This window comes from Arsukibacterium sp., from assembly GCF_018402695.1.
Lineage (GTDB): Bacteria > Pseudomonadota > Gammaproteobacteria > Enterobacterales > Alteromonadaceae > Alishewanella.
On sequence record NZ_JAGYIM010000024.1, the window covers coordinates 242,062 to 256,826 of the forward strand.

Here is a 14,765-nt window from a genome sequence, read left to right on the forward strand (position 1 = left end):
GCAAGCCAACCAACAGGTTGGCTTTGTCGTTTCATATCGCTGGCTTTTTGTGCAGTCAGGCCAGGATGGCAGCCTTTTTAACAATTTTCGGTTGCACTAACGCCGTAAATCAGTAAGATATGCGTCCGCGGTTAGGGTCATTAGCTCAGCTGGTAGAGCAGCGGACTTTTAATCCGTTGGTCGATGGTTCGAATCCATCATGACCCACCAAACCGCGCAAACAAGTATACCGAAGTGGGTCATTAGCTCAGCTGGTAGAGCAGCGGACTTTTAATCCGTTGGTCGATGGTTCGAATCCATCATGACCCACCACTTCGCGTTTATCCTGTTTGGGTCATTAGCTCAGCTGGTAGAGCAGCGGACTTTTAATCCGTTGGTCGATGGTTCGAATCCATCATGACCCACCACTTTATGTTTATCCTGTTTGGGTCATTAGCTCAGCTGGTAGAGCAGCGGACTTTTAATCCGTTGGTCGATGGTTCGAATCCATCATGACCCACCAAACACCGCCCCAACACCTCCCAAACACCTCTATGTTAAATACTGTTATTGCCGGCTTGCCAGGTGTATAATATGCGCCTTTTTACGCAACCGGTCAGGTGTTATGACGCAGTCGATGTATTTTAGTGAGCAGGATTTCAGGTTCCCCAGAAAGCCTGTGCCTTTGTCTGCAGACGAGAAACTCGCATATAAAACCCGGATTAAAGCGCTGCTCCAGCAAAAAAATGCGGTGCTGGTCGCCCATTATTACACCGATCCGGAAATTCAGGCACTGGCCGAAGAAACCGGCGGCTGCGTGTCAGACTCACTGGAAATGGCCCGCTTTGGTAATGAACACCCGGCAGAAACCTTAATTGTTGCCGGCGTTAAGTTTATGGGTGAAACTGCAAAAATTCTGACCCCGAATAAAACGGTCTTAATGCCAACGCTCGAGGCCACCTGTTCCCTGGACTTAGGTTGCCCGGCAGAGCCGTTTTCAGCGTTTTGCGACGCCCACCCTGACCGGGTTGTGGTGGTGTATGCCAATACCTCAGCAGCGGTTAAAGCGCGCGCTGACTGGGTGGTAACCTCGTCTATTGCCCTGGATGTCGTCGATTACCTGGACAGCCAGGGTAAAAAAATTCTGTGGGGCCCCGATAAACACCTGGGTGCTTATGTGCAAAAGCAAACCGGCGCTGATATGTTGCTGTGGGACGCCGCCTGTATCGTCCACGACGAGTTTAAGGCCAATGCGCTGGTCGAGCTGAAAAAGCAGTACCCGGAAGCAGCAGTGCTGGTACACCCGGAATCGCCAGACAGCGTAGTACAGCTGGCCGACGCAGTTGGTTCCACCAGTCAGCTGATTAAAGCCAGCCAGACGCTGCCAAACAGCACCTTTATTGTCGCGACCGACAAGGGCATTTTTTATAAAATGCAGCAGCAGATGCCGGATCGCACCTTTATCGAAGCCCCAACCGGCGGTAACGGCGCGACATGCCGCAGCTGCGCTCACTGCCCCTGGATGGCAATGAATGGCTTAAAAGCGATTGAGGCGGCGTTAACCGACACGACCGGCCATGAGATCTTTGTCGATGCCGCCCTGCGTGAAAAAGCCTTAGTACCGCTGAACCGGATGCTGAACTTCGCCCGCGATTTAAAAATGCAGGTAAAAGGCAACGCTTAAACAAAAACCTTTGGCAAAAAAGTACCGGCTGCTTAAAAAGCAGCCATAAAAAACCAGTTATAGATATAACAGTTGCAGCGGGCATGGAATTTCCCTAGTATAGCCGCGCTTGCAACGCAAGTTACGGAGAAGTGGCTGAGTGGCTGAAGGCGCACGCCTGGAAAGTGTGTTTAGGTTAACCCCTAACGAGGGTTCGAATCCCTCCTTCTCCGCCAATTAAATGAAAAAGGCCCATGCAACTGCATGGGCCTTTTTCATTTAACACGACAGAGATCGAGGATTTGGTTCGAACCCTGAGGTTCGACCTCTGGGCTCAATAAATCAGCGGGTTGCAAGGACATCGCAGGTTAGATTCGATGAGGTGTTAACAAAGTTCTTAAAGCCATAAGCACGTAGCAGGGTTTCGAGGTCTTGCTGCTGACTCCAGCGGCGGTTGACTTCATAAAACAAGGCTGCGGCATTGCTTAGTAAGCCAGATGCAACCAGCGCTTCAAAGACTACTTTCTCATGCCCTTCAACATCGACTTTAATAATTAAATCAGATTCTGCATGGATTAATGTTCTTAGCTTATCAGGGCCAAGGGTGGCGATAGTTTCTGTAAATCGAAACCAGCGGGGCAGCTTACGTAATGTCGCTGCGCCGCTGTGCCATGGTTTTTTAATGATATTGGTGCTGCCTGTTTCGACAGAAACAGCGGCATTAATGGGATGGACAATATCTGCAACATTATTGACGTCAAGGTTCGTCTTTAAAAGTGAAAAGGTGCTGGCGACAGGCTCGAATGCGAAGACTTTGGTGCAGTGTTTATTGTGGCCGGCAAGAATAGAATAAAGGCCTTGATTTGCGCCGATATCAACAAAAGTAAAAGGATTACGCTGGCAATTTAAGTAGTCTACCAATAGCGTATCGTATGAGCCTCTTTGGCAAAAATGGAAGGTCGCATCCAACCAGTTTTTACGCAGCAGAATGCCATAATGAGAACGGACAAAGCCAACAGGAGGCTTGGCCAATGCATTACCAGGGATAGACTTATCTAACTTGCGACACTGGACGGTATCGAGCAAGCCTTTCAATTCAGACATAGAAACTCCTATTGCCAACCACGCTAATTTAGCTCGGAATTATGACAAACTTAATACGCCTGTTATTTAACAGAAATTTTCAGTATTAAAAATAACATTTTAACTGCAAGCAGGCAGGCAAGTGGCTGTGCAGTCATCTACACTAAGATTTTTAATGCACAACCAGTGGGGATATTTATGGCAAATGAAGGCTATCACGAACCTATAGCGGAACTTAGTGATGAAACACGCGACATGCACCGGGCTATTACCTCATTAATGGAAGAGCTGGAGGCTGTTGATTGGTATAACCAGCGGGTTGATGCCTGCAAGGATGAGCAACTGAAACAAATTCTTATTCATAACCGGGATGAAGAAAAAGAGCATGCCGCAATGGTACTGGAATGGATTAGACGACGAGATCCTCACTTTGACAAGCAGCTGAAAGATTACGTGTTTACTGATAAAACAATTGCTCACGAATAATTGCGGTGCAGCCTTTTTCGTTAATCTAAAGGGCTGCTGTTACTGCGGCCTGAAGCAGGCTGCAGTTGATAGCTACTAAATTACTTTCCCATTAACTCCCCAACTGTAGTAGCGCCAAAGTCGGCATCTGTTTTGCGATCAAAGGCCACATTGCACATCGCGGTCCCACGGCCGCACAGGTTGCCCGGAATACGCGAGCCGGTATTGCCCTGATAATATAAATTTAAAGAACTAAGCTGGCTCACGATATTACTAAGTTCTGAGTTTGGATCAAACTGCTGACCCTGAACTTCGATAACTTCAATATCATTAATTTGTGTTAAGTTAGCGAGCACCGGCTGCACCAGTGCGACCAGTTCAGGTTCGGGTTGCTTTGAGACTTGCTCGAGGGCATTGATAATTTCATCTAGCCGCTGCCTGGAATCCGCATAGCCTTTTAATGCCAGATTTTTATAAAGGACGCCGGCCCGGGCCAGATCAGATTCAATACCCACACCACTCACCAGTAGCTGTGCCAGCAAGTACCGGGCCGGGCTGTAGTGTTGCTCATTTGCTGCCTCAAGCAGGGCAATCGCCTCTTTATCGGCCTGCGGCGTATCCTGTGCCAGCAATAATTTCGCTTTATCTGTTAATGCCGGGCCAAATTGTGTTCTTGCAGCCCGGTCCAGTAACTCATCCGCTTTGGCGATATCCTGCTCAAAGATAAAGCCCTGGCGCAGCCAGATAGACATCTGGTGCATCGCCATCGGCTCGTCCCAGCTCACCGCTTTTTTAATGTGACGGCGGGCTTTTTTGATATCCTGGTCGACGCCTTCGCCTTTGGCATAAGCAACGGCTACTATTGTTGCTGCCTCACCGCTGCCATAATGCGCCATTCTTTCCAGTTTTTTAAATTCTGACTGGCAGTTAGCGCTGTCACAAAAGCCAGCTGGCTGGGCTGTTGCATTGGCTGCAATGGGTGCAAAAAATAGAGCACTGCTTAACGCGAATACCAATCCGGTTCTAATCGTTAGCATGGTCGCTGTTCCTGTGTAAGCGGTTACGGTAAACGATGCAGATTATAAGCCGCATCGTTATGATTATTTTAAAAGAGCTAGTAGTATGGTCTGAACTGCAGGGCATTAAAGGTAAAGACACTGCTTCGATCCAGCAAGCCACCCATGGTATCGTTAGCAGCAACACTGCAGTTTGTAACGCCGCGACCGCATAGTTGGCCCGGGATCCGGGTGCCGGTCTGACGCCTTTCGTACAGATTCAGTGAGTCGAGCTGAGCTACGATATTAGTAAATTCAGACTTAACGCTAAATTGCTTTCCTTGTACTTTAAACACTTCAATATCATTAATTTGCTTTAAATCTGCCAGCAGTGGCTGTACCCGTGCCGCTAATTCAGAAGCGGCTTTATCCTCCGCTGACTGGCGGGTGGCCCGTTCCAGAGCGATAATAAGGTTATCCAGCTGCAGTCTGGAATCGGCATAGCCTTTTAGCGCCAGCTTTTTATACAAGCGCGCTGCACGGGCTAAATCAGACTCGACAGCCAGGCCACTGACCAACAATTGTGCCAGCAGATATTGGCCGGGACTATAGTGCTGTTCATTCGCGAGCTCGAGCAGGGCAACGGCCTCTTTATCAGCCTGCGGAGTGTTTTTTGCCAATAGCAATTTAGCTTTATCTGTTAGGGCTGGGCCAAATTCTGCCCGGACTGCCCGGTCCAGTAATATATCTGCTCTGGCTATGTCCTGTTTGAATACAAACCCTTGGCGCAGCCAGATGGACATTTGATGAATGGCCATAGGTTCGCGCCAGCTCACTGCTTTCTTAATATTACGACGGGCTTTTTCAATATTATGCTCAACGCCTTCTCCTGTGGCGTAGGCAACGGCAACGATAGTGGCAGCTTCACCGCTACCATAGTAGGCCATTTCTTCCAGTTTCTTAAATTCAGACTCACAGCTGGCACTATTACAAAAGCTTGCCTGATCAATAGCCGCAACAGCGGCAGCGGAGGTCAAAAGTAGGGTACTGCTGATGGCTAGCGCCAACCTGATTCTGGTTTTTCTCATTGTTTTAGTTCCTGTTGTTGGCCATGAGTATCACGTTGTTTTCACTATAGTACAGATGACTGAAGTCAGTAAGCTGACAATTACAGTCATTCTGCGCTGGTCGGGTTAAATGTCGGTGTTATAGGTAAGACGATCGGCCTTTTAAAAATGTGACAAATTAACTGTATTTATCCAAACTTTATTTCACAATTCAGCTTCAGCTCAGTTTGCTCGCCCTATGCTTAGCCTGTATTTGCGGTGTTAAAGGTTCACACCAGGGGCTAGGCCTTGCTGCTGTGTAACTCGTACGGCCGCTATTTTTGGGCAATGCAGGAGTCTGCTATGAGTATTTCTAAGCAAAGTGATGTGCCACAACAACAGTTTTTTTATCAGCAAAACCAGACAGTGGATTTAACCCAGCAGGAGCGCAGAGCACTGAGCCTGGTGTGGCGTGATGAAACTTGTGATGCAAATAAAGCCGGTCAGCGCGAAGCTGACACCTCACACTGTGCGGTACTGGGCTATAACTGATTTTTAGTAGTGCTTTACTTGCCTGAACCTGACTGGCTGATTAGAATCGGCGTCTCGTCGTTTAACCGCTAGTCAGAGATCAGGCATGAATAAAAATATTATTACCAACGGCTTAGCCGCATTAGTTGTTGCTGCAGCTTGGTATTGGTCACAGCCAGTATTGCTCAGTGTAGGCTTGTTTGCGTTATCAGGCGCGTTAACCAACTGGCTTGCGGTGCATATGCTGTTTGAGAAAGTGCCATTGTTATATGGCTCTGGCGTGATACCGGCCCGCTTTACTGAGTTTAAAGCCGGCATTTATCAGCTGGTGATGACGCAATTTTTCAGTCGTGACAATATCGACCGTTTTTTAACCACCAGACAACACGGCCAGCCAGGCGATGAAAAAAGTAGTCCGGCGTTCGATTTTGAACCGGTAATTGCAAAAACAGACTTATCTCCCGCTTTTGATTCCTTACTAAAAGTCGTCGAGCAATCTTCTTTTGGTGGCATGCTAAGCATGTTTGGTGGTAGCGCCGCCTTAGTGCCGTTAAAAGATCCTTTTATTGCCCGCTTAAAAGAGGCGTTAATCGATGTCTCCCGCAGTGAAGAATTTAACCAACTGGTATTAGCCCAGCTTGATCAGCCTGAACAGCTGCAAAGTATCCGTGACCAGATAGAAACCATAGTGCAGCAACGGCTGGCTGAGCTTACCCCGGAACTGGTGAAACAGATAATTCAGCAGATGATCCGCCAGCATCTGGGTTGGCTGGTGGTCTGGGGTGGAGTATTTGGCGGGTTGATAGGCCTGTTAGCCGCATTTATTCCTTAACAGAAAAGAGCAACTAAAACAGCTAACCGCCAGTGGCGCAGGACACCACTGGCTATCTGGGCCGAAGTTACTGTGCGCGTGCGTAAGTTTCTACTTCGCGCCAGACCCGCAGCAAATTGCCAGACAGAATTTTATCAATATCAGCTTCGCTGTAACCGCGCTCGAGCAAGCCGGCAATCAGGTTAGGGTAGCTCGCGACGTCTTTCAGACCCTCAGGCAGCGAGTCGCCAACGCCATCGTAATCAGAGCCAATACCAACGTAATCAATACCGACCAGTTGCACCACATGGTCAATATGGTCCAGCACAGTTTCCAGCGTAGCGAACGGGTAAGGCTGTTGCTGCCGGAAAACGTTAGCGAAGGCGGCATCATTGGCAACGCCGGCTTTTTCGGCGGCAGCTTTGCGCATAGCACCATACTGATTGGCAATGGCCGTAACGAAAGACGAGCCGAAATTAATCTGAATAACACCGCCATTTTTGGCCAGCGCTTTAATCATATCGTCATCCATATTGCGCTCGAAACCTGGCACAAAGCTGCGCAGCGACGAGTGGGAGGCAATAACCGGTACTTTGCTAAGCGCTACCGTCTGATAAAAGGCGTCGTCTGAAACATGCGAGATATCAATCATCATACCGATATTGTTCATTGCGACTACCAGCTCTTTGCCAAACGGGCTTAAGCCCTGCCAGCGGCGGCGTAAGTCGTAACTGGAGTCAGAAATATGATTACTCTCAGAGTGTGCCAGGGTAATGTAGCGAATACCGCGCTGATAGAAATGGCGTAAGTTGGCTAAGTCGCCGGCGATAGGGGTGCCGTTTTCCATGCCAAGTGCCAGGGAAATTTTACCACTGCCAAACTGAGCTACAGCATCTTCAGTACTATGAGCCATGGCAAACTTATCCGGTGCCCGGCCTGCCAGCGCTTCCATATTATCAATCAGTTGGTTCGCCAGCTGATAGCCGCCACCGCTGCGCTCGTAAGATGCCGGAATATAAATCGACATAAAGGGCACATTTAAACCACCTGTACGGGCCCGCGGATAATCAAACTCGCCACGCTCGGTAGCCCGGCTGACATCTTCCCAGTCTTTATGGAGCCGGTAAGGAACATCGATATGGGTATCGATGATCATGCTGTTTTGGGCAATTAACCGGGCGCGTTGTTCGACCGTCAGCTCGTTGGCAGCAGGCTTTGGCCCGGCTGTGGTGTTAAGCTGGCCCGGGGTGCTGCAGGCGGTAAGTCCGCTGCTTAGCAGCGCAATGCAAAGTAAAGAGAGGCGGGGAGTCATTAGTGGTTCCTTGTGGTTAATACGGCTGGCCATAATATGCTATGCTGCGCTCTGAAAATCCAGCCCGGAGTTGTCGCATATGTTTTGCCGTTTTTTATTGTGTCTGCTGCTGATGTTGCCACTGACGGTTGATGCCAATAACAATGTAGATTTAGAAGCCACTATGAAAAACATGGGGCTGGCGTTAAAACAAGCCAGAGAAGCAGCCAGCCCGCAGGCCGCTATCCCTTTTATCGGCAAATTAACCGAACTGACTGAACAGGCAAAAATGGCGCGATTTCCAGAAGATAAAGCGCAAACTTATCTGGAAGGGCTGGATAAGGTGCTGTTAACATTACAGCGCGCCCGCATCGCCGCTGACGCCGGAGATGAGCAGCAACTGCAGCAGGCGCTTACTGAAGTGGATAAGTTACGGCGCCATTATCATAAACAGCGTAAAGTCAGCTTCTGGCAACTGCTGTTTGGTTAATGCCCGTTTTTGGCGTTATAAACAGAGCTTAGCCGGCTAAACCCACATAAACGTTCTGCACATCGTCATCGGCGTCAATGGCATCCAGAAACGCCTCAACCTCTGCACGCTGTTCATCGTCTAAAGTTACCGGATTATTGGCCCGATAGACCAGTTTAGCGGTCAGCACATTGTAGCCAAATTCCGGTAGGGCCTTGGCCACCAGGTCTAAATCGGTCGCTTCCGTTAAAAATACCACTTCATTGTCTTCAGCATCATCACCCGTTTCAAAATCCTGGGCGCCGGCTTCAATGGCCGCTAGCTCAATGTCGGCATCCGGGCTGCTGGCTTCGGCTTCAATCTGACCTAAGTGTTTAAAATCCCATGATACGGCGCCTGAGGTGGCCAGCTGGCCTTTGCGGAACAACTGGCGAATACTCTGGGCGCTGCGGTTTTTATTATCAGTTAAACACTCAACAATAACCGGCACCTGATGCGGCGCAAAACCTTCATATACAACGGTTTCATAGTTGGCCGGGCCATCGAGTAAGCCGGCACCTTTTTTAATCGCCCGTTCCAGGGTGTCTTTTGGCATTGAGGCTTTTTTAGCGGTTTCGATGGCAGAACGCAATTTGGCATTCATATCCGGATCAGCGCCGTTGCGGGCGGCGACGGCTATTTCTTTTGCCAGCTTGGTAAATATCCGGCCCTTGGCGTTAGCGGCGTCTTGTTTATGTTTGGCTTTCCATTGTGCGCCCATTGTCGCGCTCCTGTATTCTTTAGGATTAAAACTAAGTATTAAAACTAAGGGGTCAATACGAACAGGGCGCTAGTCTAGCCAATTGCAGGCTTTTATAGCAAGCTTAAGCGCTAAACTGCCATTGATTTTAATAATTGACTGAAATAACGCCGCAGTTAAAACCAAAGCAGGGCACAGTACGTTTAAGCAAATTGATGAAATCGCCAGTCTGAACCGGATTATTATAATGAACGAACGCTCAGCAATAACAACAAGCCCGGCAATTAAAGCTGTGGTATTCGACCTTGATGGCACCCTGGTTGACTCGCGGCTGGATTTCAGCGCTATTTGCAGTGATATCGGCTGGCCTGCCGGCACGCCATTGCTGGAACAACTGGCGACGGTCAGCTGTCTGACTGAAAAATCGCGGGTCGAGCAGATTATTTATCAGCATGAACTGGCCGGGGCGGAGGCTGCCAGCTGGATCCCGGGAGCGCTGCAGAGCCTGCAGCATTTATCAGAGCAGGGCTGGCCACTGGCTATTCTAACCCGTAATATGCGCCAGGCCACTGAACGGGTGATCAATCGTCTGCAAATACCAATTAGTCTGGTGCTAACCCGGGAGGATTGTGCTCCTAAACCAGACCCGGCCGGGCTGCAGTTGATTGCGCAGCAGTTGCAGTTAAGCTGTGCAGAGATTTTATACGTTGGTGATTATTTATTTGATTTGCAGGTTGCGGCTAATGCCGGTAGTTTATCTTGCCTGTACCTGAATGGGGCTAATCAGCAGTTTATTGAGCAGGCTGATTTTCATATCAGCCACTTTAATCAGTTGCCAACCCTGGTAAATAAAATAAGTGGGCGTACCTAGGGCGTGTTGACGTTTGGTGGTTGTTTTTGCAGCTGAGTGGCTGGTATTTATACAAGGCAGAGCTTGTGATGTGTAGTTATTCTACATGAGCAAGCGATAACGCATTAGAAATGCCAGCCATACGCTGCCCGTAGGGTTCGTCTGGCGACGCTTTGCTCTTTGTCACTCGTCGCTTATTTAGAATAACTAAACTGCGCTCCTTGTTTCGCGATCAAAACGTCGCCAGAGCGAACAAAATCTAACCAGCAAACGTCAACACGCCCTAAATGTTTGCAGCGCCGTTAAGCATTAAGGCCTGACATGCCTGCTATTTAAGCGATTTAGTTGCATTATCGCCGTTAAAACCCCTATATTAGCGGCATAATTATAAAAAAATGCAGGGTAGACAAATTTGCTGGCAAGATTAAAAAGCAATTTTTATCTGGCGATGATAAGTCTGGTCGGGTTGATGATTACCGTCTGTGTCACGCCGTACGGCATTTACCGGCTGCTAAGCGGTAATGTTGTGGTGGGGATCGCCGATCTGGTAATGGTGCTGGTCAGTATTTTCTGTGTGCTTTATGCCTGGCGTACAGACAACACCAAAGGCCCCGGCCTGATTATGGCGATGGCGTTTTGTGTTGGCGCCATACTGGTCTGTATTAACCTGGGGATCGACGGAGTTTTCTGGGTTTACCCTTTTATTGTATTTATTTTTTTTCTGGTTTCACCCATTAAAGCCTTATTGATGTTGCTGTTGTCATTATCTGTGTTAGTGGGTGTTGCTATATTTAATCCGGGCCAGATTTTCGCCAGCACTTTTCAGTTAGTCTCGTTTACCGTTACCTGCTTTGTTACCAGCCTGTTTGCTTATTTATTTGCTTATCGCACCCAAACCCAGCGTGAGGCCCTGAAATTGCTGGCCACCACTGATAGTCTGACTGGCGCCGCCAATCGCAGAACCTTAGATGAGGCCTTAATGGCTGCGATCATTCAGCACAGAAAAAACGGTACAGAATATGGCCTGATGCTGCTTGACCTGGATTTCTTTAAAAATATTAACGATAACTACGGCCACAAAACCGGTGACAGCATATTGACCGAACTGGTGCCTGTTCTGAAAAAAATGGTGCGCCAGCGTGATACGGTATTCCGTTTTGGCGGCGAGGAGTTTGTGGTGTTGCTGGCCGATATCAAACAAGCAGACTTGCACAAGCTGGCCGATAAAATCCGGCTGGGTGTGAATGAGCAGCTGAGTTTACCTGATGGTAAGAAGTTGACTACGTCAATAGGTATCGCCGTATTGCAAACTGATGAGAGCTGGGAGAGTTGGCTGCACCGGGCTGATTTAGCGCTGTACCAGGCGAAAAGTCAGGGCAGAAACCAGGTGGTTGCTGCCCAATATCGCGCTGACGCTGAATACTCCGACGTCAGCAAACAAATGGCAGCGAATTAATAGCCTTTAGCTGCAGCTAGCTCGTTGGCACGCTCTGCCCGTTTGGGATCAGCGGTAACCTGCCAACCCTGTAAGTTTTGTTTAATCAGCTGATAAAGTGCGCTGATATGCGCCGGCCGGTCATTCAGCGCGCTGATATACTGGTACTTTTCGCCACCAGCTTCGATGAAGTACTCGTGATTCTCTTCAGCGATCTCTTCAATCGTTTCCAGGCAATCGGCAGCAAAACCCGGGCAGAACACTTGCACTGACTTTACCCCTTGGCCCGGTAAGGCTTTTAAGGTTTCATCAGTATAGGGTTTGAGCCATTCTTCCCTGCCAAAACGTGATTGAAAAGTCGTCATGTATTCATCTTTAGCAAGGCCCAGTGCTTCTGCAATCAGTCGTGAGCTTTTATAGCATTCACAATGGTAGGGGTCGCCATTCAGTAAATAGCGTTTTGGAATGCCATGGTATGAAAACATCAGTTTATCGGCGCGGCCATGTTCCGCCCAGTGCTGTTTAATGCGCTCTGCACAAGCGGCAATATAGCCATTATCATCATGATAATGTGAAATAAACCGGATGTCCGGTAGCCAGCGGCGCTGGGTAAAGTTGTTCGCCAGCTCATCAAAAGTGGAAGCCGAGGTGGACGCAGAGTATTGTGGATAAAGTGGCAGTACCAGAATTTTGCGCACACCCTGGGCAAACATTTTATCCAGCACGGAGCTAAACGACGGGTTGCCGTAGCGCATAGCAAAATCCACTATCACATCGGTCCGGCCGTCGTTGGCAAATTCGCGGGCTATGGCATCGGCTTGCGCTCTGGTATGAAATAACAGAGGCGAGCCTTGCTCGGTAAACACCGTGGCATAGGCTTTGGCAGAGCGGCGTGGCCGTATTTGTAATATAACGCCGTTTAATATAAACCACCACAACAGCCGTGGTACCTCGACCACTCTGGGATCCGATAAAAACTGTTTCAGATAGCGTTTTAACGCCTTAGGGGTCGGCTCGTCCGGGGTGCCGAGGTTAGTCAGCAACACGCCAATTTTATCTGTAGTACTGTGCTGATAGTTCGGGTTATTAATAAAAGCCATAGCTGTCACTTCAATTAGCGGGAACAAACAGCCTGAGCATACGCGCCCGGCTGCGGATTGGTTTGGTCTTCATGATCTGATGGTAACAGCTTCGCGTGGTGAACAGGAACTAAAAATGCTTTGAGTAAACCGGGTTACTGGTAAAGTAGCGACGATGCCGGTAAGCTCTATAGTCCATCAATTTAAGGCAAATTGGTTAGCAAATGCAGACAACGCCACGTTACAGAACCCACAGTAAAGTAAAAAAACTGCTGGCATTTGGTATTGCGGTGCTATTGGCGGCAGCCCTTGGCAGTATTGTCCAGAGTCAGTTCAATTTAGTCGCCATAGCAGCTTTGGTAGACCAGCTGCCGCCGGGCGACTGGTTGTACACAGTCTGGTTTGATTTACGTTCTTTTACGCCGACCATGCTGGTGATTATGGTGCCAGTTTTATTACTGGCCCTGGTGGCCGGCCGGTTATTACACAGCACTGTCGGTGTTAGCCGGCTATGGCTGGCTATGGGCTGTAGCCTGGTCGGTTTCCTACTGGCGTTGTGGGCTATTAATAATCTGGCACCAATGCCAACGCTGATTGCCGCCAGTCGTGGTTTGGTTGGCAGCCTGGCACTGGCATTGTGTGCTGCTGCTGGTGCCGCAATTTATGTCGGATTAACCAGTAGGCGTAATGAGGCGTAATATGACAAAAATTATCATACCAGCTTTGCTGTCTCTGCTGCTGTTGTCGGTAAAAGGGCAGGCGTTACCCTATCAGGTTATTACGGTGGCCGACGAGCTTAATTACCCCTGGTCGTTAGCCTTTTTGCCGGATGGCAACCTGTTGGTAACGGAGCGTACCGGCAACTTAAAGCAATTGTCGGCAGCGGGTGAGGTGACGGCCGACGTCGCAGCTGCCTTGCCAGAACTATATGTGGCCGCACAAGGAGGCCTGCTGGAAGTATTGGTACCTGCAGCGTATAGCCAGAACCAACAAATATTAGTTAGCTATGTCTGTGGCGATGGTAACGCTAATACACTTTGTTTGGCCTCAGGACGCTGGCAAGCGCAACAATTAACGGATATTCGTCAGCTATTTAAAGCTGAGCCTTACCGCAAAGGGGCGGCGCATTATGGAGGCCGGATGGTGCAACTGCCCGATGGCAGCATTTTGCTGACGCTGGGCGATGGCTTTGATTACCGGGAGCAGGCGCAAAACCCGGCTAATCATCTGGGGAAAATTGTCCGGCTGCAGCCTGATGGCAGCGTACCGGCTGATAACCCCTTTATTGATCAGCCCGGCTATGCCAGCGAAATATACAGTATCGGGCATCGTAATGTGCAGGGAATTGTCTACGATGCAGCCAGTAATCAGGTATACAGTCATGAGCATGGCCCACGCGGTGGCGATGAGCTGAATAGGATTCAGGCCGGTAAAAATTACGGCTGGCCGGTGGCCACCCGGGGTATCGATTACACGGGCGCCAGAGTATCGCCATTCAGGCAATATCCGGGAATGGCAGAACCCATCTGGCACTGGAGCCCGTCTATTGCCCCGGCCGGTATGACGTTATATCAGGGAGAGCTGTTTCCAAGCTGGCAGGGCAACCTGTTTATTACTGCGTTAGCCGGTAAAGCATTACATCGGTTGGAAATGGTTAACGGCAAGGTGGTGAGCGAACAGCTGCTGTTAACAGAGCTTAACAGCAGATTGCGGGATGTACGCAGCGGTCCGGATGGCGCTTTATATATCCTGACTGATAGTGCCAGTGGTAAGCTGTTGCGGCTATTACCAGCACCGCAGTAATTAGTGCTGATGGCCGCCTTCACCATGCGCATGGCCATGAGCAATTTCTTCGCTGGTTGCGGGGCGGACGTTTAACACCTCTACCTTAAAGGTCAGGGTTTTACCGGCCAGCGGGTGGTTAACGTCAATCTGGGCTTTAAACATACCTACTTTCACTACAGTAACCTGGCGTTGACCTTCTTCAGTCTGAACCCAGGCCTTCATGCCAGGCTTCCACTTTTTGGCACCGTGTAAGTATTTAACCTGAATGTCCTGAATGGCATTCGCCTGGATCTCACCGTAAGCATCTTCTGGCGCCAGCGTCAGCTCCAGCGTATCGCCGGCGGTCTTGCCCTCCAGCGCCGCCTCTAGCTTTGGCAGCATTTGCTGCTGGCCATGCATATAAAGTAGCGGCGTGCTGCCTTTCGAGCTTTCCAGCTCACCGCTTTCGTCGCTTAGGCTATAGTGAAACTGAACTACTGCGTTGTTACTGATTTGCATAATGCGTTGCCTGTAATTAAAAAGGGCATTATGAAAGGCAGGCATT

At 49.3% G+C, this 14,765-nt stretch carries 16 protein-coding genes and 5 tRNA genes; 14 read left to right on the forward strand and 7 right to left on the reverse strand.

Going from position 1 to position 14,765, the window contains the following annotated elements; genetic code table 11:
• Positions 1-134: 134 nt before the first annotated feature.
• The 6 genes from KG631_RS16985 (at position 135) to KG631_RS17010 (ending at position 1,878) form a co-directional block, all read left to right on the forward strand.
• A tRNA-Lys gene (locus KG631_RS16985) sits at positions 135-210 on the forward strand.
• A gap of 26 nt (positions 211-236) precedes the next feature.
• Positions 237-312, forward strand: a tRNA-Lys gene (locus KG631_RS16990).
• 19 nt (positions 313-331) lie between these two features.
• A tRNA-Lys gene (locus KG631_RS16995) sits at positions 332-407 on the forward strand.
• A gap of 19 nt (positions 408-426) precedes the next feature.
• Positions 427-502: transfer RNA gene (locus tag KG631_RS17000), tRNA-Lys, on the forward strand.
• A gap of 102 nt (positions 503-604) precedes the next feature.
• A complete protein-coding gene (nadA, locus tag KG631_RS17005; RefSeq protein WP_214000834.1) occupies positions 605-1,663 on the forward strand; it encodes a quinolinate synthase NadA in 1,059 nt (352 codons plus the stop codon).
• 125 nt (positions 1,664-1,788) lie between these two features.
• Positions 1,789-1,878 (forward strand) — tRNA-Ser (locus KG631_RS17010).
• 106 nt (positions 1,879-1,984) lie between these two features.
• Here the strand turns inward: KG631_RS17010 and KG631_RS17015 are convergent.
• A complete protein-coding gene (locus tag KG631_RS17015) occupies positions 1,985-2,746 on the reverse strand; it encodes an FkbM family methyltransferase (protein WP_214000835.1) in 762 nt (253 codons plus the stop codon).
• Between the two features lie 177 nt (positions 2,747-2,923).
• Here KG631_RS17015 and KG631_RS17020 point away from each other — a divergent pair, with 177 nt between their 5' ends.
• On the forward strand, positions 2,924-3,211 hold the full coding sequence (locus KG631_RS17020) for a ferritin-like domain-containing protein (protein ID WP_214000836.1): 288 nt from the start codon (positions 2,924-2,926) through the stop codon (positions 3,209-3,211).
• Between the two features lie 80 nt (positions 3,212-3,291).
• Here KG631_RS17020 and KG631_RS17025 read toward each other — a convergent pair whose 3' ends face one another.
• Positions 3,292-4,227, reverse strand: coding sequence for a tetratricopeptide repeat protein (locus KG631_RS17025; protein WP_214000837.1), 936 nt, complete (start codon positions 4,225-4,227; stop codon positions 3,292-3,294).
• 77 nt (positions 4,228-4,304) lie between these two features.
• A complete protein-coding gene (locus KG631_RS17030; RefSeq protein ID WP_214000838.1) occupies positions 4,305-5,273 on the reverse strand; it encodes a sel1 repeat family protein in 969 nt (322 codons plus the stop codon).
• Between the two features lie 321 nt (positions 5,274-5,594).
• Here KG631_RS17030 and KG631_RS17035 point away from each other — a divergent pair, with 321 nt between their 5' ends.
• On the forward strand, positions 5,595-5,783 hold the full coding sequence (locus KG631_RS17035) for a hypothetical protein (RefSeq protein ID WP_214000839.1): 189 nt from the start codon (positions 5,595-5,597) through the stop codon (positions 5,781-5,783).
• A gap of 85 nt (positions 5,784-5,868) precedes the next feature.
• Positions 5,869-6,594 (forward strand): DUF445 domain-containing protein, encoded by a 726-nt coding sequence (locus tag KG631_RS17040; RefSeq protein ID WP_214000840.1) that lies wholly within the window; start codon positions 5,869-5,871, stop codon positions 6,592-6,594.
• 67 nt (positions 6,595-6,661) lie between these two features.
• Here the strand turns inward: KG631_RS17040 and KG631_RS17045 are convergent, their stop codons facing one another.
• Positions 6,662-7,885: a dipeptidase gene (locus KG631_RS17045; protein WP_214000841.1), complete on the reverse strand. Its 1,224-nt coding sequence runs from the start codon at positions 7,883-7,885 to the stop codon at positions 6,662-6,664.
• Between the two features lie 79 nt (positions 7,886-7,964).
• On the opposite strand from KG631_RS17045, the gene KG631_RS17050 reads away from it, so the two are divergent.
• The gene (locus tag KG631_RS17050) at positions 7,965-8,354 is read left to right on the forward strand and encodes a cytochrome b562 (RefSeq protein WP_214000842.1); all 390 of its coding nucleotides are present in this window, start codon (positions 7,965-7,967) and stop codon (positions 8,352-8,354) included.
• Positions 8,355-8,382: 28 nt separating this feature from the next.
• Here KG631_RS17050 and KG631_RS17055 read toward each other — a convergent pair whose 3' ends face one another.
• The gene (locus KG631_RS17055) at positions 8,383-9,093 is read right to left on the reverse strand and encodes a YebC/PmpR family DNA-binding transcriptional regulator (protein ID WP_214000843.1); all 711 of its coding nucleotides are present in this window, start codon (positions 9,091-9,093) and stop codon (positions 8,383-8,385) included.
• Positions 9,094-9,319: 226 nt separating this feature from the next.
• Between KG631_RS17055 and KG631_RS17060 the strand changes: the two genes are divergently transcribed.
• Both KG631_RS17060 and KG631_RS17065 read left to right on the forward strand, forming a co-directional pair.
• Positions 9,320-9,943 carry an HAD family hydrolase gene (locus KG631_RS17060; RefSeq protein ID WP_214000844.1) on the forward strand — a complete coding sequence of 208 codons (624 nt, stop codon included), beginning with the start codon at positions 9,320-9,322 and terminating at the stop codon, positions 9,941-9,943.
• Between the two features lie 391 nt (positions 9,944-10,334).
• On the forward strand, positions 10,335-11,378 hold the full coding sequence (locus tag KG631_RS17065; protein ID WP_214000845.1) for a GGDEF domain-containing protein: 1,044 nt from the start codon (positions 10,335-10,337) through the stop codon (positions 11,376-11,378).
• Here KG631_RS17065 and hemH read toward each other — a convergent pair.
• Entirely contained in the window at positions 11,375-12,457 is a 1,083-nt protein-coding gene (gene hemH / locus KG631_RS17070; RefSeq protein ID WP_214000846.1) for a ferrochelatase, read from the reverse strand. The genes KG631_RS17065 and hemH overlap by 4 nt on opposite strands.
• A gap of 203 nt (positions 12,458-12,660) precedes the next feature.
• On the opposite strand from hemH, the gene KG631_RS17075 reads away from it, so the two are divergent.
• Positions 12,661-13,134 (forward strand): hypothetical protein, encoded by a 474-nt coding sequence (locus KG631_RS17075; RefSeq protein WP_214000847.1) that lies wholly within the window; start codon positions 12,661-12,663, stop codon positions 13,132-13,134.
• Between the two features lies 1 nt (position 13,135).
• Complete coding sequence (locus KG631_RS17080; protein ID WP_214000848.1) at positions 13,136-14,239, forward strand: PQQ-dependent sugar dehydrogenase; 1,104 nt, start codon at positions 13,136-13,138, stop codon at positions 14,237-14,239.
• Here the strand turns inward: KG631_RS17080 and KG631_RS17085 are convergent, their stop codons facing one another.
• A complete protein-coding gene (locus tag KG631_RS17085) occupies positions 14,240-14,719 on the reverse strand; it encodes a peptidylprolyl isomerase (RefSeq protein WP_214000849.1) in 480 nt (159 codons plus the stop codon).
• Positions 14,720-14,765 lie beyond the last annotated feature (46 nt).